Annotated in this window: 17 protein-coding genes; 10 read left to right on the plus strand and 7 right to left on the minus strand. The window is 70.0% G+C overall.

The features are described 5' to 3' along the window. Positions 1 to 19: 19 nt before the first annotated feature. From C8P66_RS06790 to C8P66_RS06800, 3 genes are all read left to right on the plus strand, one after another. Positions 20 to 1261 carry a four-carbon acid sugar kinase family protein gene (locus tag C8P66_RS06790; RefSeq protein ID WP_111397567.1) on the plus strand — a complete coding sequence of 414 codons (1242 nt, stop codon included), beginning with the start codon at positions 20 to 22 and terminating at the stop codon, positions 1259 to 1261. Next, on the plus strand, positions 1258 to 2268 hold the full coding sequence (pdxA, locus tag C8P66_RS06795; RefSeq protein WP_111397459.1) for a 4-hydroxythreonine-4-phosphate dehydrogenase PdxA: 1011 nt from the start codon (positions 1258 to 1260) through the stop codon (positions 2266 to 2268). Before C8P66_RS06790 ends, pdxA begins: the two co-directional genes overlap by 4 nt. A 104-nt stretch (positions 2269 to 2372) precedes the next feature. Beyond that, positions 2373 to 3455, plus strand: a complete 1083-nt coding sequence (locus tag C8P66_RS06800; RefSeq protein ID WP_111397460.1) for a YeiH family protein — start codon at positions 2373 to 2375, stop codon at positions 3453 to 3455. On the opposite strand, the gene C8P66_RS06805 is transcribed toward C8P66_RS06800, so the two are convergent. Further along, positions 3456 to 4340 carry a LysR substrate-binding domain-containing protein gene (locus C8P66_RS06805; RefSeq protein WP_111397462.1) on the minus strand — a complete coding sequence of 295 codons (885 nt, stop codon included), beginning with the start codon at positions 4338 to 4340 and terminating at the stop codon, positions 3456 to 3458. Positions 4341 to 4426: 86 nt separating this feature from the next. Beyond that, positions 4427 to 5476 (minus strand): fatty acid desaturase family protein, encoded by a 1050-nt coding sequence (locus tag C8P66_RS06810; RefSeq protein ID WP_111397568.1) that lies wholly within the window; start codon positions 5474 to 5476, stop codon positions 4427 to 4429. A 282-nt stretch (positions 5477 to 5758) separates the two neighbouring features. Between C8P66_RS06810 and C8P66_RS06815 the strand changes: the two genes are divergently transcribed. The 7 genes from C8P66_RS06815 to C8P66_RS06845 all read left to right on the plus strand — a co-directional run bounded on the left by C8P66_RS06815 (position 5759) and on the right by C8P66_RS06845 (position 14020). After that, positions 5759 to 6940: a 2-methylaconitate cis-trans isomerase PrpF family protein gene (locus C8P66_RS06815; RefSeq protein ID WP_111397464.1), complete on the plus strand. Its 1182-nt coding sequence runs from the start codon at positions 5759 to 5761 to the stop codon at positions 6938 to 6940. Then, complete coding sequence (locus C8P66_RS06820; protein ID WP_111397466.1) at positions 6937 to 8955, plus strand: oxidoreductase; 2019 nt, start codon at positions 6937 to 6939, stop codon at positions 8953 to 8955. Before C8P66_RS06815 ends, C8P66_RS06820 begins: the two co-directional genes overlap by 4 nt. A gap of 11 nt (positions 8956 to 8966) precedes the next feature. Further along, positions 8967 to 9761, plus strand: coding sequence for an N-acyl homoserine lactonase family protein (locus C8P66_RS06825; protein WP_211314059.1), 795 nt, complete (start codon positions 8967 to 8969; stop codon positions 9759 to 9761). A 28-nt stretch (positions 9762 to 9789) separates the two neighbouring features. Next, positions 9790 to 11181: an MmgE/PrpD family protein gene (locus C8P66_RS06830; RefSeq protein ID WP_158537124.1), complete on the plus strand. Its 1392-nt coding sequence runs from the start codon at positions 9790 to 9792 to the stop codon at positions 11179 to 11181. Between the two features lie 44 nt (positions 11182 to 11225). Further along, positions 11226 to 12248 carry a Bug family tripartite tricarboxylate transporter substrate binding protein gene (locus C8P66_RS06835; RefSeq protein WP_111397470.1) on the plus strand — a complete coding sequence of 341 codons (1023 nt, stop codon included), beginning with the start codon at positions 11226 to 11228 and terminating at the stop codon, positions 12246 to 12248. 78 nt (positions 12249 to 12326) lie between these two features. Then, positions 12327 to 12944: a TetR/AcrR family transcriptional regulator gene (locus tag C8P66_RS06840; RefSeq protein WP_158537125.1), complete on the plus strand. Its 618-nt coding sequence runs from the start codon at positions 12327 to 12329 to the stop codon at positions 12942 to 12944. A 23-nt stretch (positions 12945 to 12967) separates the two neighbouring features. Beyond that, entirely contained in the window at positions 12968 to 14020 is a 1053-nt protein-coding gene (locus tag C8P66_RS06845; RefSeq protein ID WP_111397473.1) for an aldo/keto reductase, read from the plus strand. A gap of 354 nt (positions 14021 to 14374) precedes the next feature. Here the strand turns inward: C8P66_RS06845 and C8P66_RS06850 are convergent, their stop codons facing one another. The 5 genes from C8P66_RS06850 to C8P66_RS06870 all read right to left on the minus strand — a co-directional run bounded on the left by C8P66_RS06850 (position 14375) and on the right by C8P66_RS06870 (position 19525). Then, the gene (locus C8P66_RS06850) at positions 14375 to 15331 is read right to left on the minus strand and encodes a Bug family tripartite tricarboxylate transporter substrate binding protein (protein WP_111397474.1); all 957 of its coding nucleotides are present in this window, start codon (positions 15329 to 15331) and stop codon (positions 14375 to 14377) included. 58 nt (positions 15332 to 15389) lie between these two features. Next, complete coding sequence (locus C8P66_RS06855; RefSeq protein WP_111397476.1) at positions 15390 to 16376, minus strand: VOC family protein; 987 nt, start codon at positions 16374 to 16376, stop codon at positions 15390 to 15392. Positions 16377 to 16378: 2 nt separating this feature from the next. Then, positions 16379 to 17230 (minus strand): fumarylacetoacetate hydrolase family protein, encoded by an 852-nt coding sequence (locus C8P66_RS06860; RefSeq protein ID WP_111397477.1) that lies wholly within the window; start codon positions 17228 to 17230, stop codon positions 16379 to 16381. 139 nt (positions 17231 to 17369) lie between these two features. Beyond that, on the minus strand, positions 17370 to 18119 hold the full coding sequence (locus tag C8P66_RS06865; RefSeq protein WP_111397479.1) for a GntR family transcriptional regulator: 750 nt from the start codon (positions 18117 to 18119) through the stop codon (positions 17370 to 17372). Between the two features lie 239 nt (positions 18120 to 18358). Next, positions 18359 to 19525, minus strand: a complete 1167-nt coding sequence (locus C8P66_RS06870) for an acyl-CoA dehydrogenase family protein (protein ID WP_111397481.1) — start codon at positions 19523 to 19525, stop codon at positions 18359 to 18361. Positions 19526 to 19534 lie beyond the last annotated feature (9 nt).

A 19534-nucleotide genomic window follows, 5' to 3' on the forward strand; every position in this document is an offset into this window, starting at 1 on the left:
GTCATGAAGGATAGTGTTTGTGCCGGAGCGCTGGCTGATCCTGGCCGATGATCTGACCGGCGCCGCCGATACCGCCATCGCCTTCGCGCGCGCCGGCTGGGCCGCCTCGGTCGCCTGGGGCGCCGCCGCGCCGGAGGATGCGGTGCTGTCGTTCGATGCCGATAGCCGGCGCCTGACGGGGGCGGAGGCCGCGGCCCGCCATGCGGCGCTGCTGCGGGCGCATGGCGGCGGGCGCAGCGCGCTGTTCAAGAAGATCGATTCCACCCTGCGCGGCCATCCGGCGGCGGAGTTGGCGGGGGTGCTGCACGCGCTGCGCGGGCAGGGGCACCGCGCGCTGGCCGTGGTGGCGGCAGCCTTTCCCGCGCTGGGACGCACGACCGTGGCGGGGTGCATCCACCTGAATGGGCAGCCGCTGGAGGTGAGTCCGCTCTGGGCACGGGAACACAGCTACCCCACTGCCGACCTCTGCGCGGTGCTGGCGGGGGAGGGGCTACGGACCCGCCATGCGCCGCTCGGCCTCGTGCGCGACGGGGCCGGGGCGCTGGCCCGGCTGCTGCATGACGCGCTCGCCGATGGCACCGATGCGGTGGTCTGCGATGCGGTCCTGGAGGAGGATCTGGCCCGCATCGTCCGCGCGGGGCGGCCGCTTGCGCGCGCGCTGCTCTGGGTGGGCTCGGCCGGGCTGGCGCGGGCGCTGGCTGGGGCCGTGTCGGACGGCGCCATGGCGCCGTCGCGTGCCGCCGGTGGCATTCTGACCGTGGTCGGCAGCCTGGCCGAAGCCTCGCGCGCCGGCGTCGCGCTGCTGGCCGACGACCCGGGGCTGCTGACCCTGACCATCGCGCCCGCGACGCTGCGGGGCGGCCCGCGGGGGCCGGACTGGCGCGCCCAGGCCGCGGCGGCCGTGGCGGCGCTGGCCGCCGGCCGCGATGTGCTGGTCGCGATCCAGGCCGATCCCGGTACGACGCCGGCGGCCGGCGCGCTGCTGGCCGACCGGCTTGGCCTCCTGCTCGCGCCCGCCTCATCCTTGGCCGGCGCCCTGGTGGTGACGGGCGGGGAGACCGCGCGGGCGGTCTGCGACGCCTTCGGCATTGCCGGCATCCGCATGCTGGCCGAGATCGAGCCGGGCGTGCCGCTCGGCCTCGCCCATGCTACGCGGGCGCTGCCCATCATCACCAAGGCGGGCGGGTTCGGCGATGCCGGAACCCTGTCGCGCTGCCTGGCCCATCTGCGCCGCCTGCCGATTTCGGAGAGCCCTGCATGAACGTCCCCCCCGATACCCGCCCGGTGATCGCCATCACCATGGGTGACGCCTCCGGCATCGGACCCGAGATCATCATGAAGGCGCTCGCCCGCGCCGATGTGCTGGCGATGTGCCGGCCGCTGGTGATCGGCGATGCGGGACGGCTGCGCGAGGCGGGGGCGCTGGTCGGCTCATCCCTCAACGTCGTGGTGCGGGAGACGCCGGCGGAGGCGCTCTACGCCGCCGGCACCGCCGAGTGCATCGACCTGGGGCTGATCCCGGCGGGGCACCCCTTCGGCACCCTGTCCCCGGTCTCGGGCGAGGCCGCCTATCGCTACATCGAGCGCGCGACGCGGCTGGTCGAATCCGGGGCCGCCGATGCCATCTGCACCGCACCGCTGAGCAAGGAGGCGCTGCATTCCGCCGGCCACAAATACCCGGGCCATACCGAATTGCTGGCGCATCTGACCGGCACGCCCGAGGTCTCGATGATGCTGGTCGCGCCGAAGCTGCGCGTGATCCACGTCACCACGCATATCGGGCTGATGGATGCGATCCGGAAGATCGAGCCGGCGCTGGTCGAGCGCGTCATCGCGCGCGGCCGCGCCACGCTGGTGAAGTCGGGCATCGCCGAGCCGCGCATCGGCGTCTGCGGCATCAACCCGCATGCGGGGGAGAATGGGCTGTTCGGCCAGGGTGAGGAGGAGGAGAAGATCATCCCCGCCGTGCGCGCCTGCCAGGCCAAGGGCTGGAAGGTCGAGGGGCCGCTGCCGGCCGACACGCTGTTCTTCCGCGCCGCGCGGGGCGATTTCGACCTCGTGGTGGCGATGTACCACGACCAGGGCCACGGGCCGGTCAAGGTGATGGGGCTGGAGGCGGGGGTGAACATCACTATCGGCCTGCCGGTGGTGCGGACCTCGGTCGATCACGGCACCGCCTTCGACATCGCCGGCAAGGGCATCGCCGACGAGGGCTCGCTGGTCGAGGCGCTGCGCCAAGCAACCGATCTGGCCCCGAAGCGGCGCTGATCGCCGAGAATCAATCTGAATTACAGATTAAATCTATCAAAAATAACCAATGGAGTGATGATTGGAAGGCGCCTAGCTGGGGGCGATAGCCCAGGAGCCCCGCCATGTCCGCCGCGACCCAAGCCCAGATCCTGCCCCTCGCGGCCCGGCCTGGCGGTCCGGCGCGTCTGTTGCCTGGCCTGTTGCTCTGCCTCGCCGTCACCGTCGCGGCCGTGGGGCTGGAGCATGCCGAGACCTGGGTCTTCGGCCGCGCCTGGCTGGAGCCGCTGGTGCTGGCGATCCTGCTCGGCGCCGCGCTGCGCACCGCCTGGACCCCCGGCGCCCACTGGCATCCCGGCATCGCCTTCAGCGCCAAATTCCTGTTGGAGCTGGCGGTGGTGTTGCTCGGTGCCTCGGTCAGCGCGGCGACGATCCTGGCGGTCGGGCCGGCGCTGCTGCTCGGGATCACCGGCTTTGTCGTGGTGGCGGTGCTCGGCGGCTATGGGCTTTGCCGGCTGCTGGGCCTGCCGCGCCGGATGGCGATCCTGGTCGCCTGCGGCAATGCCATCTGCGGCAATTCCGCGATCGCCGCGGTGGCCCCGGTGATCGGCGCCGATGGCGATGAGGTCGCCGCCTCGATCGCCTTTACCGCGGTGCTGGGGGTGGCGGCGGTGCTCGGCCTGCCGCTGCTGGTGCCGCTGCTGGGGCTGTCCGGCACGCAATTCGGCGTGCTGGCCGGGCTGACCGTCTATGCGGTGCCGCAGGTGCTGGCGGCGACCGCGCCCCTGGGCGTGCTGGCAGTCCAGGTCGGCACGCTGGTGAAGCTGGTGCGGGTGCTGATGCTGGGGCCCGTGGTGCTGGTGCTGTCGCTGCTGACGCCGCGGCTGCGCGAGGCCCCCGGCGCGGCGGCGCCGCATGTCACCGCCGGCGACCGGCCGACGCTGCATCGGTTGGTGCCGTGGTTCATCCTGGGTTTCCTCGCCATGAGCCTGCTGCGTTCGCTCGGGCTGATCCCGCAGCCGGTGCTGGCCCCGCTCGCCGGCGCGGCGAGCGCCTTGACGGTCATCTCGATGGCCGCCCTCGGGCTTGGCGTGGATGTGCGGACGGTGGCCCGCGCCGGGGGGCGGGTGAGTGCCGCGGTCAGCCTCTCGCTGCTGGCCTTGGGCGCGATCGCTTTGGGGCTGATCCGGCTGCTCGGCGTCGCCTGATCAGGCGGCGGCGATCAGCGCGAGCAGCGCCGTGGCGGCCCGGCTCGGGCTGCGCTCGTGGTGCCGCAGCACGTGGAAGGCACGTTCGGGCAGGGCCAGCTTCACCTGCCGCAACAGCCCGGCCTCCAGGCTCGGCACGGCGACGGAGGCGGAGATCGCCGTCGCCCCCATGCCCGCCTCGACCGCGGCGCGCACCGCTTCGTTGGAGGGCAGTTCCAGCGCCACTTGCAGGCCGCCCGGCGGGACACCGGCCGCGGCCAGCGCCGCCTCGAACGCCGAGCGAGTGCCGGAGCCAGGCTCCCGCAGGACCCACTCGCCCTGCTCGGCGGCCCGGGCCAGCGTGAGCCCGGCGGTGCTCGCCCAAGGGTGGTCCGGGGCGACCACCAGCACGAGCTGGTCGGTGGCGACCGTCGTGCTGCGGAGCTGGCCATCCTCCACCGCGCCCTCGACGAAGCCGAGTTCCGCCCGCCCCTCATGCACCGCGGCGGCGACCTGCGCGGTATTGCCGATGGCCAGCCGGATCTCGATGCCGGGATGGGCGCGGCGGAAGGCGACCAGATGGCGGGGCAGCCAATAGCCGGCGATGGTCTGGCTGGCCTGGACCGACAGCACGCCGCGCACCAGCCCGCCGAGTTCGGCCAGGGTCAGCTCGGCGGCATCGGCGCGGGCCAGAACCGCCTGGGCCTCGCCCAGGAAGCGCTGCCCGGCGTCGGTCAGCTCGATGCCGCGGCCGACCCGGTGGAACAGCTTGATGCCATGGCCGGCCTCAAGTGCGGCCACCGCTGCGCTGGCGGCGGATTGCGCGATGTGCAGCGCCTCGGCCGCGCGCGTCACATGCTGGCGCTCGGCGACGGCGACGAAAACGCGGAGCTGGTCGAGGGTCATTCTCACCGGGGCGAGGGTAGCCGGGCGCGGGGCGGGGCTGAAGGGGCACAGGTGCCGGGCTGCAACACAGGCCCCGCCGCGGAGCCTCACGGCGAGGGCGACGGCGCCAATTCGGGAAAGCGCACCATCCGGCCGTGCTCCTCATCCCACAAAGCGTAGCTGGGCGCGCGCAAGGCCTCGCGCAGGGTGAGCGTCGTCACGCTCTCCGCCAAGGTCGGCATGGCGTCGTGGCAGGCCTCCAGGTGGTAGTTCGGCACGCGGGGCAGCAGATGGTGGACGTGGTGGAAGCCGATGTTCCCGGTGAACCATTGCAGCAGCCGCGGCAGCCTCAGGCAGGAGCTGCCATGCATTGACGCGCCGGCATGGGTCCATTCGGCCTGGCGCGCCCATTGCGACTCCTCGAACCGGTGCTGCACCGTGAACAGCCAGACGCCGATGATCGAGGCGAGGACCATGATCGGCAGTTGCACCAGCAGCACCGGCCCCAGGCCAAGCGTGAGGGCGAGCACAGCGAGCATGGCCCCGAGGGCAAGGTTGGTGGCCTGCACGCTGCGCCGCTCCTTCCGCCAGCTGCGCGGCATGTCGAACGGCAGGCGGTAGAGCACGAGGAACACGATCGGCGGCAGCAGCAACTGCGCCACCACGGGATGCCGCGCCAGCCGGTAACGCCATCGGCCGCGAGGCGTCATGGCCTGGTATTCGCGCAGCGTCAGGCAACTCGAATAGATGTCCGCCCCCGCATGGCGCTGGTCCAGATTGTTCCAGACGGCGTGGTGCCCCGCGTGCTGGCGCCGCCAGCTGGCATAGGGTGTGTAGGTGGCCAGGCTGCATAGCCAACCGGTCACGGCATTGGCCCAGCGGGAGCGGAAGTAGGACGCATGGCCGCAATCATGCTGGATGATGAACAGCCGCACGACGAAGCCCGCGGTCGGGATGGCAAGCGCCAGCGTCAGCCAGAAGGACACCGTGACGGACGCATACATCAGGCCAAGCAGGGCGACGTAGGCCACGGCATTGCCCGCGAGTTGTCCGATGCTGCGACCGGGCGAGGGGCTCTGGAAGCGGGCGACCGCATCCCGGGGCGGGCGGCGTTCAGCCTGGGCGGGGTCGGAACGCGGCAGTGTCTGGTCGGGCATGGCGGAACCCTCTGGATCCTCGTGCGCGGCGCCAGGGGCCTGGAGGCGCCGCCGTGGCCCATAATTGGGGATGCGGCACGCGAAGTGAATGCCGATGCGGGAGGGCGACGCCTCCGCCATCCTCAACTCCGCCCGCTCGGACCTACTACGCCCGGGATGGTCAAAGGTTACGCGGCGACGGGCGAGGTTCAGATCTGCGCAAATCCATATTGCAACGCTACGTAGCGTATGTTTAATACCGGGAAAGCGCCGGGAGGAACCCGGCAGCCCAGGAGGAGCAGCATGGCCCGGCAGACGCGATGCGTGATGATGCGCGGCGGTACCAGCAAGGCGGTATTCTTGAAGGAAGCCGATCTGCCGAGGGATGCGGCGGCGCGCGATGCGCTGATCCTCGGCATCTTCGGCTCGCCCGACAAGCGGCAGATCGACGGGCTCGGCGGCGCCGATCCGCTGACCAGCAAGCTCGCCGTCATCGGGCCGCCGCGGGTCGATATCCCCGAGGCCGCGGGCACGCACCTCACCTACACCTTCGGCCAGGTGGAGATCGACGAGCCGGGGATCGACTACCTGAGCCTCTGCGGCAACATCAGCTCCGCCGTCGGCGCCTTCGCGGTGCGGGAGGGCATGGTGGAGCCGCGCTCGCCGATCACCACGGTCCTGGCCTGGAACACCAACCTCAAGCGCGTGCTGCGGATCGAGGTGCCGGTCGAGGACGGCCAGCCGGTCGAGGAGGGCACCTTCGCCGTCCCCGGCGTGCCCGGCACCGGCGCCCGCATCCTGGTGGATTTCGCCGCCACGGCGGGCGGGACCACCGGGGCGCTGCTGCCGACCGGCCAGCCGATGGATGTGCTGGAGGTCGAGGGCATCGGCAGCATCCAGGTGAGCCTGGTCGATATCGGCAATCCGCATGTCTTCATCCGCGCCGCCGATGTCGGGCTGACGGGGCGGGAGACGCCGGCCGAGATCGACGGCAATGCCGATCTGCTGGACCGGCTGGAACGCATCCGTGGCGCCGCCGCGCATCGGCTGGGCCTGGCGACCTCACCCGCCGCGGCGCGGTCGGAGACGCCGGCGGTGCCGATCCTCGGCATGATGGCGGCCCCGGCCGGGTATCGCGACTTCCTGCATGGCACCGAGGTGCCGGCCGAGGAGATGGATGTGTTGGCGCGGCTGATGTTCATGCAGCGCACCCACAAGACCTATGCCGGCACCAGCACCGTCTGCACCGGCGTCGCCAGCCGCATCCCCGGCACGCTGGTGCATGAGGCCGCGCGCCCCGTGCCCAACGAGCAGGCCGAGTGCCGCATCGGCCATCCGGCCGGCGTGATCGTCACCGAGGTCAAGGTTTTGGGTGGCAATGGGCCGGAGTTCAGCGTGCAGCGCGCCACACTCGGCCGCACCGCGCGGCTGATCATGGAAGGCTATGTCTTCACCGCCGACCGCCTGCCGCAGGCCGCGGAATGAGCGCCGCATCGATGCTCATAGCACAGCCGGGGATGATGGGGCCGCTGGCGCTGCGCAACCGCATCATCATGGGCCCGATGGGGACCAATTACGGGACGGGTGACGGCTTCTCGACCGAACGCGACAAGCTCTACTACGCGCTGCGGGCGCAGGGCGGTGCCGCGATGATCATCACCGAGGCGATGGTCGTCGCCGCGAATGCGCGCAACCACCGCAACTCGCTCTGCATCCACCATGACAAATTCATCCCCGGCCTCGCGGCGGTGGTGGATGCGATCCATGACGGCGGCGCGCTGGCCGTGGCACAGCTGAACCATCGTGGCGGGCTGCTGCGCCGGTCGGTGCTGGGCATGGAGCCGGTGGGGCCATCGGATGGCATCAACCCGGCGACAGGCGAGCCGGTCCGTGGCCTCTCCGTCGCGGAAATCCGCGCGATCCAGGAGGATTTCCTGACCTCGGCGCGGCGGGCCTGGGCCGCGGGCTATGACGCGGTCGAGCTGCATGCGGCGAATGGCTATCTGTTCCAGCAATTCTTCACGGCACGCATCAATCGGCGCGACGACGCCTATGGCGGTTCGCTCGAAAATCGGATGCGTCTGCTGCTGGAAACGGTGGCGCTGATTCGTTCGGAAATCCCGGAGCTGCCGCTGATGATCCGCATCAGCGCCACGGAATATGTCGAGGGCGGCTACAGCGAGGCGGAGATCATCGCCCTGGCCCAGGCGCTGGAACGTGCGGGTGTGATCGCCATCGACCTTTCGGGCGGCTCGAACGAGAGCCCGGCGCTGTCGCGCTACTGCATCCAGCCGCCGTCCTTTCCCCGGCGCTTCCTGGAGCCCTATGCGCGGCCGATCACCGAGGCGCTGGGCATTCCCGTCATCATGGCCGGGCGCATCATCGACCCCGAGGATGCCGAGGGCGTGTTGCAGGCGGGCAGCGCGCACTACGTCGCGGTGTGCCGCGCCCTGGTCGCGGACCCCTATTGGACGCGCAAGGCCTTTGGCCGGATCGCGACGCCGATCAAGAAGTGCATTTCCTGCAATGTCTGCTTCGAACGCCTGACGTTGGAGCAGGATGTCGCCTGCGTCGCCAATCCGCTGGTCGGCACCGAATTCGAAGGGCTGGAGCTGGCGGAGCCGCAGCTCGCCGATCGGCTGCCCGAGGCGCAGCGCCGCCGCGTGCTGGTGCTCGGCGCGGGCGTTGCAGGCGTGGAGGCGGCGCGCGTCGCCGCGGCGCGCGGCCATGTCGTGGAGGTCTGGGAGAAGGCGGATGTGGCGGGCGGGCAGTTGCCGCTGGCCATCGCCGGCCCGGACAAGGCCGATGTCGCCGGCATCTGGAGCTATCGCTGGCCGCAGCTGGAAACATTGGGCGTTCCCGTCCGCTTCGGGGTGGAGGCCACACCGGCCCGCATCCGCGATTTCGCCCCGGACCTCGCGATCGTCGCGACCGGCGCCCGCGCGCGGCACCTGCCGATCCTGGACTCGGCGCCCTGCCCAACGCTGCATGCCTGGGAGGTGATCCGCGAGCCCTCCCGCATCCCGCGCGGCAGCCACGTCACCATCATCGGCGGCGGCCTCGTCGGGTTGGAGACGGCGGATCTTCTGGTGGGCGAGGCCGGCTGCCACGTCACCCTCATCGAGGCCCTGCCGACCGTGGCCACCGGCATGGCCCGCAACAACCGCTTCGACCTGCTGGAGCGGCTGGAACGCGGCGGCATGAAGACTCTGACCGGTACCTTCGTCGAGGGCTTTGTCGGTGACCAGGTGATGCTCCGCAGCGGGGAGCGGCGCTGGAACATGCCGGCGGGCGATGTGGTCATCCATGCCGTGGGACCGGTGCCGAACCGCGATGTGCTGCCGGTGCTGGAGCAGGCCGGCGTCGACTACGTACTGGTCGGCGATTGCAACCGACCGAGCGATTTTCTCGATGGCATCCGCGATGCCTGGATGACGGCGCTGGCCGTTGAGCGGCATCCGAAGGCCCGCACCCACGCCGCCGCTTTGGCCGTGCCATGACAGGGGCAGCGATGGACGACACCTACGAGCTTTACGCGATCCGCTATGCGATGCGGGACGCGAAGCGGAAAGATCACTTTATCGGCGGCGATCCGCATGATGCGCCGATGCCGATGGATTACTTCCTCTGGGCCGCGGTCGGCGCCAACGGCAGCTTCGTCATCGACACCGGCTTCAATGCGGAAACCTCGGCCAAGCGTGGCCGCACCTTCCTGCGCTGCCCGGTCGAGAGCCTGTCGCTGATCGGCGTCGATCCGGCCACGGTGCAGGAGGTGGTGCTGACGCATCTGCACTACGACCATGTCGGGAATTTCGACCGCTTCCCCGCCGCCCGCTTCCATCTGCAGGAACCGGAAATGCAGTATGCGACCGGCCGCTACATGCGCTTCCCGCGCCTCGCGCATTCCTTCGAGGTCGAGGATGTCTGCGGCATGGTGCGGCTGAATTTTGCGGGCCGCGTCTGCTTCCACAATGGCGATGCGGTAATCGCGCCCGGTGTCTCCCTGCACCGGATGGGGGGGCATTCCGCGGGGCTGCAATGCGTGCGGGTCAATACGCGGCGGGGGCCGGTGGTGATCGCCTCCGACGTCACGCATTTCTATGAGAACATGGAAACGGGCCGCCCTTTCCCGACCGCCTTCCATGTCGGCGAGATGCTGGAGGGCTTCGAGGCGTTGCGCGCCCTCGCGCCCTCCGACGCGCACATCGTGCCGGGCCACGACCCCGAGGTGATGCGCCGCTACCCCGCCGTCTCGCCGGAACTGCACGGCATCGCCGTGCGGCTCGATGTCGATCCCATCGCCTGACCACGCACTGATTTCTGGAGGAATACGCATGTCCGAGCCCGCCGCCGTCACCCTCGCACGGCATTTTTCCAAGCTTTCCATCGACCAGATTCCGGCTAGGCATTTGGCCGATGCCAAGGCACTGATCGCCGATTGGTTCGCCGTGGCGCTCGCGGGGTCGCGCGCCGACAGCGGCGCCATCGCGCGGCGCTTCGCGACCGAGACCGGCGGGCGCGAGGAAGCCTGCATCGTGAATGGCGGCGGCGCGCGCGTGCCGGCGGTGCATGCCGCCTTCGCCAACGCCATCGCCTCCCACAGCGTCGAGCTGGACGACGTGGATATTCTTGCGCTGTTCCATTTCAGCCCGCCGGTCGTCGCGGCGGCGGTGGCGGTGGCGGAACGCGCAGGCTCGACCGGCGCGGAACTGCTGACCGCCGTCGTCGCGGGCTGCGAGGCCATGGCGCGGCTGAGCGATGCCACCAACCCCTCGCTGCGTGATCGCGGCTATCACACCACGCCGACCGTGGGCGCCTTCGGTGCCGCGGTCGCGGCGGGGGTGCTGCTGCGGCTGGATGAGGCGACGATGACCTCCGCCCTCGGCCTCGCCGGGGCGCAGGCCTCGGGGCTGATGGAGATGTACGGGCCCTCCATGCAGAAGCGCTTCAACCCCGGCCCGGCGGCGCGCAACGGCGTCACCGCCGCGGTGATGGCGCAGCTTGGCTTCACCGGCGCGGCGACCATCCTGGACGGGCCACGCGGCTTCTGCCGGGCCTTCAGCGACCATTACGACGCGGAGGCGCTGCTGCGCGGGCTCGGCACCGAATTCCCGATCCACATCGAGTACAAGGCCTATTCCTGCGCGCGCCCGATCCATAACGGGATCGATTGCGCGCTCGACATCCGCAAGCAGATCGGCGCGGATCGTGTCGATGGCATCCGCAGCATCACCATCCGGCGGCATTCTGCCTGGGCGCATTACCACCAGATCCCGCGCCCCGCGACGCATCACGAGGCGCAGGTGAGCATGAACTACTCCGTGGGCGTGGCGCTGCGCGAGGGCGCCGCCCTGCTGCCGCAATACACCGAGGAGAAGGTGCACGACGAGGCCATCCTGCGCCTTTCGGAGATGGTGACCGTGGTGCCGGACGACAGCCTGCCGCGCGGCGTCTCCTGCCTCATGACCGTCGAGACGGCGGATGGCGCCAGCTTCTCGTCCCAGGTGGACCACCCCAAGGGCTCCATCGCCAATCCGATGACGCCCGAGGAGGCCGCGGCCAAGGCGCATCTGCTGGGCGATCCGGTCATCGGCGCGGCCGGGGTTACCCGTCTGCTGGAGCGGATCAGCCAGTTGGAGACGCTGCCGCGGGCGGCGGAGCTGATGGCGCTGGCCCAGGGCAGCGGCGTCAAGGCCGCGGAGAAGGCGTTCGCAAGCGCCTGCTGATCCAGGGACGCACAGGACATAAACAAGAAAAGGGAGATAAGACGATGACCAGGACTTTGTTCGACACATCGCAGTCCGGAATCGGACGACGCGGACTGCTGCTCGGCGCGCTCGCGGCGCCGGCGTTGCTGCGGCCGGCTTGGGCGGACACCTTCCCCTCCCGAGCCATCCGGCTGGTGGTGCCCTTCACCCCTGGCGGCGCCGCCGACATCACCGCCCGGCTGATAGGGGAACGCATGTCGGCGATCCTCGGCCAGCCGGTGGTAGTGGACAACCGCCCCGGCGCCGGCGGCAACATCGCGGCCGAGGTGGTCGCCCGTTCCGAGCCTGATGGCTACACGACCTTCCTTGGTGGCGCGACGATCTTCTGCGCCAACAAGGCGCTCTATGGCGGCCGCATCCCCTTCCACCCCATCACCGATTTCACCCATCTGAGCCGCGTCTCGATCGGCACGACCCTGCTGGTCGTCAACGCCCGCGAGCCCTGGCAGACCTTCGGTGAACTCATCGCCGCGGCGAAGGCGAATCCGGGCCGGATCACCATGGCCTCCTCCGGCCAGGGCACGATCAGCCATCTGAGCCTGGCGAAGCTGATGCAATCGGCCGGGGTGGAGATCACCCATGTGCCCTATCGCGGATTGACGCCGGGGCTGAACGACCTGATCGGGGGCACCGTCAACATGATGTTCGACGGCATTCCCGCGCTGATCCCGCATGTGCGCGAGGGGCGTCTCCGCGCCTTGGCGGTGGGCAGCGACAAGCGCGTGACCTTCGTGCCCGGGCTCGAAACCGTGCCCAGCATGGGCGAGCTGCTGCCTGGTTCGGGCATGGATATGGAGTTCTGGTACTCCATCGACGGCCCCGCCGGGCTCCCGCCCGAGGTCGCGACCAAGCTCTACAATGCGACGGTGCAGGCGGCGAAGCAGCCGGATTACGAGGCGCGGCTGCAGCCGCTGGGCTTCACGCCGATCACCGATGCCTCGCCCGCGGCCTTCACCAGCTACATCGAGCGCTCGGTGCCGGTCTGGGAGGAACTGGTCCGTGTCTCGGGCGCCCGGCTGGAGTAGGCGGGGTGCCGCCGTGAACGCGCCTTGATTCCCATGGAGGGATCGACAAAGAGGGGCCCGGACTTCGGAGGGCCTTTCATGCGGATCAAGGACACAGCGCCGGCCGCCGCCCCCCGCCGCGGCCGGCCGCGCAGTCCGGAGGTGCGGGAGCGGATCCTGGCCGCCACCGAGGAGTTGCTGTCCGAAGGCGGGTTCCAGGCCGTCACCGTGGAGGCGGTTGCGGCACGGGCCGGGGTGGCGAAGACCTCGCTCTACCGCTGGTGGCCCAACCGGGCGGCGGTGGCGCTGGACTGCGTTTCAGCGCGGATGACGCCGATTGCCGACGAGGCCGGCATGGGCGGTTTCCGCGAGCGGTTCCGGCGTCAGCTCAAGGCGACCATCCGTTTGCTCAACAGCCCGCAGGGCCAGGCGATCCTGGCGCTGATCGGGGCAAAGCAGACCGATCCCGCGCTGGCACAATCCTATTCGGAACAGATCGCGCGGCCCCGGCGCGCGCAGACCCGGATGCTGCTGCAACAGGCGACGCGCGCGGGCGAGATCGCGGCGGGGACGGATCCGGACGTCTTCCTCGATGCGATCTACGGCCCGCTCTACTACCGCAAGGTCGTGTCGGGTGAGCCTGTGACGGATGAGTTCATCGACCGCATCGTGGATGCGGCCTTCATCGCCTTCGGTGCCAAACCCGGGGCGGAATAACGACAGGCATCGGGGGGATCCTTATGGAGTATCGCAATCTTGGCCGCAGCGGGCTGAAGGTCTCGCCGCTCTGCCTCGGCACCATGATGTTCGGCGGCGCGACCGATGAGCCGACATCGGCGCGCATCGTCGATCGCGCCCGCGAGCAGGGCATCAACTTCATCGACACCGCCAATGCCTATAGCGCCGGCCGGTCGGAGGAGGTCGTCGGCCGCGCCATCCGCGGGCGCAGGTCGGAATGGGTCCTGGCGACCAAGCTCGCCAATGCGGTGGGGCCAGGGCCGAACGACCGCGGGTTGTCGCGGCGGCACATCCAGATGGCGGTGGACGACAGTCTGCGCCGCCTGGGCACCGAGACGGTCGATATCCTCTATCTGCACAAGGAGGACCACGCGACGCCCTTGGCGGAAACCGTCGCCGCCATGGCCGATCTGCTGAAGGCGGGGAAGATCCGCTATTTCGGGCTGTCGAATCACCGCGCCTGGCGGGTCGGGGAAATCTGCCGCCTCAGCGATGCGGCGGGGATCGGGCGGCCCGTGGTCAGCCAGCCTTACTACAACGCGCTCAACCGGATGCCGGAGGTGGAACATCTGCCGGCCTGCGAGTATTTCGGCCTTGGCGTGGTGCCCTACAGCCCGCTCGCGCGGGGGGTGCTGACCGGGAAATACGCGACACAGGCGCCGCCACCGAGCGATTCGCGCGCCGGCCGCTCGGACCGGCGGATCATGGAAACGGAGTGGCGGCCGGAAAGCCTCGCGATCGCGCAGACCCTCCGCGAGCATGCCGAGGCGCGGGGCATCACCGCCGGGCAATTCGCCGTGGCCTGGGTGCTGAACAACGGCATCATCACCGCCCCCATCGCCGGGCCACGGACCGAGGCGCAGTGGGAGGAGTATGTCGGCGCCCTGGCCTACCGCTTCACCGCGGAGGATGAGGCGCTGGTGGATGGGCTGGTCCCGGCCGGGCACCCCTCGACCCCCGGCTACAATGATCCGGCCTTCCCGCTGGAGGGCCGTACGCCGCCCGGCTCGCATGTGCCGAAGACCGGGCCTCGGCTTGAGCGGGTGGGACTCTGACGCCGGGCGTTACGCGGCGGCTTCCGTGACATGGGGCTCGATGGCGCAGGTGATCCGCCCGCGTTCGATCGGACCGCAAGGGTACGAAAAATCGGTCGAGATTGCCTACCGCTCCGGCCGGCAGGTCATGCAGCACCATCAGCGCATGCGTCTCGGCGAAGCACAGTTGCAAGGCCTGCGCGACCCAGCCCTCGGGTCGCATCCGGTCTTCGGGACTCACGTTCCACAGCACGCAGGTATTGCAGCCCTCGCTGCAACTGCCCGAGCGCCTCGCGCTTGGGCAGACCAAGGCCCTCATTGAATTTGTGCGGGATCTCGTCGGGCGTGCTTGGCCGCGGCAGCCGGCCGGGCGGGCTATTCCGTCGGGTTGATGCTGCGCAGCAGAACAGCCTTCTGCGCGATATCGGCGGCCAGGCGGCGGCCGAAGGCCTCTGCGCCCGTATGGTAGATTGCGGGCTGCAACGCCCGCCGTATGGCGGCGCGATAGACCTCATCCTCGGCCGCGACGGCACAGGCCGCCTCCAGCAGCGCGATGCGATCCGCCGGCGTGCCCTTGGGCGCCATCAACCCGCCGAAGCTGGTGGGGGCGACATCAAAACCCTGTTCGATCGCCGTGGGCACATCCGGAAAGGCCGGGTTGCGCGTGGTGTCGAACACCGCCAGCAACCGCATGTCGCTGCGGCCGGAGGCGGAGGCGAGCACGATGGCCGCCAGATCGAGCCTGCCGCCCAGCACATCCGTCATCACCGCGGCATCGCCGCGATAGGGCACATGGGTGATGGCCACCTCGGCCGCGCGCGACCATTGCAGCATGGCCAGATGCGGGATGGAGGCGATGCCGAGCGTGCCATAGGTGAGGCTGCCCGGCGCGGCTTTGGCGGCGGCGACGACATCGGCCAGGGAATGGAAGCGCGAGTCCTGGCGCACCGCGATCGCCTGGCCGTTCGAGAACATCTGGCAGACCGGCACCAGGGAGTCCGAGTGCAGCCCGGAGTTCGGCTGTGTCACCGGCAGCACCGACAGCACCAGCGCCGGCACGAAGGCCAGGGTATAGCCATCCGGCGTGGCGCGCGCCGCCACCGCGGTGCCGACCGCGCCGGCCGCGCCATCGCGGTTCACCACCACCACCGGCTGGCCGAGCCGCTGCGCCAGCACCGAGGCCATGGCGCGGGTCATCAGATCCGTGGCGCCGCCGGGCGGGTAGGGGTTGATCACCTGGATGGGGCGGGAGGGATAGGCCTCCTGCGCCAGGGCGGGGTGAAGACAGGCCAGGCCGAGCGCGACCGTGGCAAGAAGCTTGCGTGGGCTCACTTTGTTTCCTCCTTTGGTTCCGGCCGGTTCGCCGGGATAGGGTCAGGGCCGCACGGCGCTATTCCTGCAGGATGACCGCATCGGCCCAGGCGCAGCCGGTATTGGGCCAGGGGCCAGGCATTGGGTCCGGGGCGCGCACGCCGCGCGCCGCGGCCTCCACGGCCAATGCGCGCATCCGGGCCCGCGCCTCGGGCGGCAGATGCAGCCGCTCATGGCCCCAGAGGCTCGGCCCGTCATGGGTTTCGTGCGGCGCCCAGGTCGCAGGGTCGATGACGCGGGCGCCCCAGCCATATTCGACGAAAAAGCCGGAGGGGCTGTTGGCGTAGAAGGAGGTCATGTGGTCGTTGGTGTGGCGGCCGAGGGTATAGGCCAGCCGCCCCTCCTCCAGCGCCGCCAGATCATGGCCCTGGCCGACATCGTCGAGGCTGCCGAGCTCGACCATGAAGTGATGCAGCCCGGACCGGCCGGAGCCCACCATGGCGAAGCTGTGGTGCCGCCCGTTCACGTGGAAGAAGTAGAGCGGGTAGGGTGTGCGCGACCAATCCGTCACCCCGAAGCCCAGGATGTCGCGGTAGAAGGGCAGCAGCGCCTCGGCATCCGCGACATGCAGCACGGCATGCCCCATCCCCAGCGGCCCGGTCCGGAAGCCGGTGATCGGCCGGCCCGGCATGAAGGGCGTATCGGCCAGGGCTGGCCCCCAAAAAACCTCCAGCGCTGTCCCCTGGGGGTCCTGGAAGGCGATCAGCTCGGTGACCTGGCGTTCGTCAGCAAGGCGCCGCGAGCCGCGTGTGACGGGCGTGCCCGCAGCCTCCAACCGCGCTGCCAGGGCATCGAGCGCCGTGGCATCGGCAACTTCCCAGCCGATCACCGCGGGACTGCCGGTATTCGCGACGATCAGTCGCTGCCGCCGGTCATCCATGCGGAAGGCACGCAGGCCACCGCCCCGGTCCACGCGCTGCATGCCGAGCAGCCGCGTCGCGAACCCGTCCCAGTCATCCGGGCGGTCGGAGCCGACGACCATGTAGCCAAGGGCGGTGATGGCCATCACTAATCCTCCTGCACCACCGGGTTGCGCAAAATGCCGATGCCGGAGATCTCGACCTCGGCGACGTCGCCAGGCTTCATCCACAGCGGCGGTGTCCGCTTCATCCCCACGCCGCCCGGCGTGCCGCTGACGATCACATCGCCGGGCAGCAAAGGCAGGATGGTGGAGATGTAGGCGATCAGGGCAGGGACGGGGGTGATCATCAGATCCGTCGTGGTGTGCTGCACCATTTGGCCGTTCAGCCGTGTCTCGAGGGTCAGGGTGGAGGGATCGGGGATCTCATCGGCCGTGACCAGCCAGGGCCCGAACCCCCCGGTGCCGGCAAAGCTCTTGCCGGCCAGGAACTGGCTGGTGTGGCGCTGCCAGTCACGGATGCTGCCTTCATTGTAGCAGGCGTAGCCCGCGACATGCGCCAGCGCCTGTGCGGGCGCGATATGCCGGCCGGCGGTGCCGATCACCACGGCGAGCTCCCCCTCATAGTCGAAATCGGTCGAGACATGCGGGCGCACCAGCGGCGCGCCATGGCCGACCTGGCTGCCGGCGAAGCGGACGAAGAGCGCGGGCTTCTCAGTGACGGTGCGGCCGGTTTCGGCGACATGGTCGCGATAGTTCAACCCGACGCAGATGATCTTGTCGGGGTCGGGGATCACCGGCAGCAGGCGCAGCCCCGCCAGCGGAAAATCCACGGGGGCGGTGGCGGTCGCGCGCGCCTCCGCCAGCAGACCGGCCGCCAGCAGGCCGCGCAGCCCCGTCGCCCGGCCGGCAAAGCGCGGGGTCAGATCGACCACGCCATCGCCGGAGACGATCCCGAAGCCGGGCTGGTCGTCGGGGTAGAGGAACGAGATGAGCTTCATGAAATCTCCGGGCTCCGGGGCAATGGTGGTTGGGGGAGGGGCGCGCGCCCGGCAGCCCGCATCGTCCGGCGCCAGTTGCGCGGGGTGTCGGGTCTGTTGCCCATTCTTGTTCTCCCCTCGTGTGTGGGTTTCGTCGCCGCTATGGCTTGCCGGGCTCGTCCGGGTCCAGCGCCTCGGAAATGGCGGCCAGCGCCCGTTGCATGGTGGTTTCGTAGTGCCGGCCAAGTGCCGCCACCGCCGCATCGGCGTCCCGCGCCAGTGTCGCCGCGGCGATGGCCCGATGTTCGCCGACCACGTCACGGGCATCGGTTGGTACGGCGGGCACGCTCAGCCGGCGGTAGCGATCGCTCTGCGAGAAAAGCGTGGCGCGGAACCGCAGCAGCCACTCCGAGCCGCAGGCCGCGAGCAGGGCCAGGTGAAAGCGTTCATGCGGCACCGCCCAGGCCTCGTTTGGCACCAGGGGATCGTCGGCGCGGCGGGAGGGGGTCGCGCAAAGCGTGTCGAGTGCCGCGCGGATGCCATCCTCCCAGGCTGCATCGCCCCGGTCGATGGCGCGGCGCAGGGCCAGCCCCTCGATGTCAACGCGGGTGCGGGTGACGTCCCGGAGGTCGGTGATGCTGACCGGACTGGCCCGGAAGCCTTTCTGGTCCTCGATCTGCACCAGCCCATCGGCGGCGAGGCGCGACAGGGCCTCCCGCACCGCGGACAGGCTGACGGCCAGGGCGCGCGCGATCTCGGTCGGCCGCAGCCTCTCGCCCGGCGCGATGCGGCAGCCGAGGATTTCGGCGCGCAGTCGGTGGAAGACCGCCGAGGTCAGGCTACGCACCGGCGGTGCGCCCAGCATGGCGGGGGGATCCCAGGCGATATCGGTGAGGGGCGGACGCGGCATGCAGCGGAGCCTAGGGCCCGGCCCGGGAGCGGCGCAAGAAAAAATCGATTATCTTTTTTCTGAGCGTCCGGAGCGGGGTGTCCGACCATCCATCCCGGTCATCGCCCCCTGGCCCCGGGCGGGCGCGGCGCCGTCATAGACGCCCGGGGCGCGCGACCTCATCACCGAGAGTCGCGACGACGCCGCCGGGTCCATCCGCATCCGCACCGCAACCTGCCCCATGACGCGCAGCGGGCGTCTCACTTCACCTCGCGCAGCGCCCGACGCGCGATGGCCATGCGATGCACCTCGGTCGGGCCTTCGTAGATCCGCATCAGCCGCACCTGCTGCGCGAAAAGCTGCAACGGCAGTTCCTTCGTCATCCCCATGGCGCCGAAGGCCTGCATGGCGTGGTCCACCACCTCCTGGACCATCTCCGTGGCGAAGACCTTGATCATCGAGGCTTCGTTGCGGACGTCTCCGCCCGCATCCAGCTTGGCGGCAGCGGACATCACCATCAGCCGGCAGGCGTGGATCCGGATGGCGGCATCGGCAATCCACCATTGGATCGCCTGGCGGTCGGCGAGAGGCACGCCGAAGGTCACGCGCTGCTTGGCATGCACGCTCATCATCTGCAGCGCCCGGCTGCTGATGCCGACGCAGCGCGCGCCCAGCTGCAGGCGCCGCACGTTCAGGCGCAGCTGCATCGGCACGTAGCCGCGACCGAGTTCCCCCAAAATCTGGCTTTCCGGCAGGCGGCATTCGTCGAAGACCAGCTCATAGGTTTGCCTGCCGCCGATCATCGCGATCTCGCGCTCGATGATGAAGCCTGGCGTGCCGCGATCGACAAGAAAGGCCGTCATGCCTTCCTCGCGCTTGCCCTCGCCGGTACGCGCCATGAGGATGATGAAGTCGCAATAGGGAACCCGGCTGACCCAGATCTTGCGGCCGTTGATGACCCAGTCGCTGCCCTCCTTGCGGGCGCGGGTGATCATGCCGGCCGGGTCGCCACCGGCACCGGGCTCGGAGATCGCGATCGCGGATTTCGCGCGGCCCTCGGCATAGGGCTTCAGATAGCGCTCCCGCTGATCGGCGTTCGCCGCGGCCATCAGCATATGCAGGTTGGGGCTATCCGGCGGGAACTCGAAGGGGACGATGGTGCGCGAGACCTCCTCCTCCACCAGCATACGCGCGACGGCGGGCAGGTTCGCACCCCCCATCTCCTCGGGCACATCGAGGCCCCAGAGGCCAAGCTCACGGCATGTCGCGAGGAGCGGTGCCTCCTCCTCCTCCGTCAGCGCGTATTTCCCGCCCGAGGCCTCACGCGCCAGGATGACCGGCTCCAGCGGCATCAGATCCCGCTCGACGAATTTCGCGACCAGCTCCTGCAACATCCGATGTTCTTCGGATGCGGTGGCGTTTGTCATGGACCAGAC

The organism is Humitalea rosea (assembly GCF_003253705.1).
Taxonomy (GTDB): domain Bacteria; phylum Pseudomonadota; class Alphaproteobacteria; order Acetobacterales; family Acetobacteraceae; genus Humitalea; species Humitalea rosea.

Coding starts and splice junctions, on each gene's coding strand:
- pdxA (WP_111397459.1), top strand. CDS start 1,258: ATGAACGTCCCCCCCGATACCCGCCCGGTGATCGCCATCACCATGGGT.
- C8P66_RS06800 (WP_111397460.1), top strand. CDS start 2,373: ATGTCCGCCGCGACCCAAGCCCAGATCCTGCCCCTCGCGGCCCGGCCT.
- C8P66_RS06805 (WP_111397462.1), bottom strand. CDS start 4,340: ATGACCCTCGACCAGCTCCGCGTTTTCGTCGCCGTCGCCGAGCGCCAG.
- C8P66_RS06810 (WP_111397568.1), bottom strand. CDS start 5,476: ATGCCCGACCAGACACTGCCGCGTTCCGACCCCGCCCAGGCTGAACGC.
- C8P66_RS06815 (WP_111397464.1), top strand. CDS start 5,759: ATGGCCCGGCAGACGCGATGCGTGATGATGCGCGGCGGTACCAGCAAG.
- C8P66_RS06820 (WP_111397466.1), top strand. CDS start 6,937: ATGAGCGCCGCATCGATGCTCATAGCACAGCCGGGGATGATGGGGCCG.
- C8P66_RS06825 (WP_211314059.1), top strand. CDS start 8,967: ATGGACGACACCTACGAGCTTTACGCGATCCGCTATGCGATGCGGGAC.
- C8P66_RS06830 (WP_158537124.1), top strand. CDS start 9,790: ATGTCCGAGCCCGCCGCCGTCACCCTCGCACGGCATTTTTCCAAGCTT.
- C8P66_RS06835 (WP_111397470.1), top strand. CDS start 11,226: ATGACCAGGACTTTGTTCGACACATCGCAGTCCGGAATCGGACGACGC.
- C8P66_RS06840 (WP_158537125.1), top strand. CDS start 12,327: ATGCGGATCAAGGACACAGCGCCGGCCGCCGCCCCCCGCCGCGGCCGG.
- C8P66_RS06845 (WP_111397473.1), top strand. CDS start 12,968: ATGGAGTATCGCAATCTTGGCCGCAGCGGGCTGAAGGTCTCGCCGCTC.
- C8P66_RS06855 (WP_111397476.1), bottom strand. CDS start 16,376: ATGGCCATCACCGCCCTTGGCTACATGGTCGTCGGCTCCGACCGCCCG.
- C8P66_RS06860 (WP_111397477.1), bottom strand. CDS start 17,230: ATGAAGCTCATCTCGTTCCTCTACCCCGACGACCAGCCCGGCTTCGGG.
- C8P66_RS06865 (WP_111397479.1), bottom strand. CDS start 18,119: ATGCCGCGTCCGCCCCTCACCGATATCGCCTGGGATCCCCCCGCCATG.
- C8P66_RS06870 (WP_111397481.1), bottom strand. CDS start 19,525: ATGACAAACGCCACCGCATCCGAAGAACATCGGATGTTGCAGGAGCTG.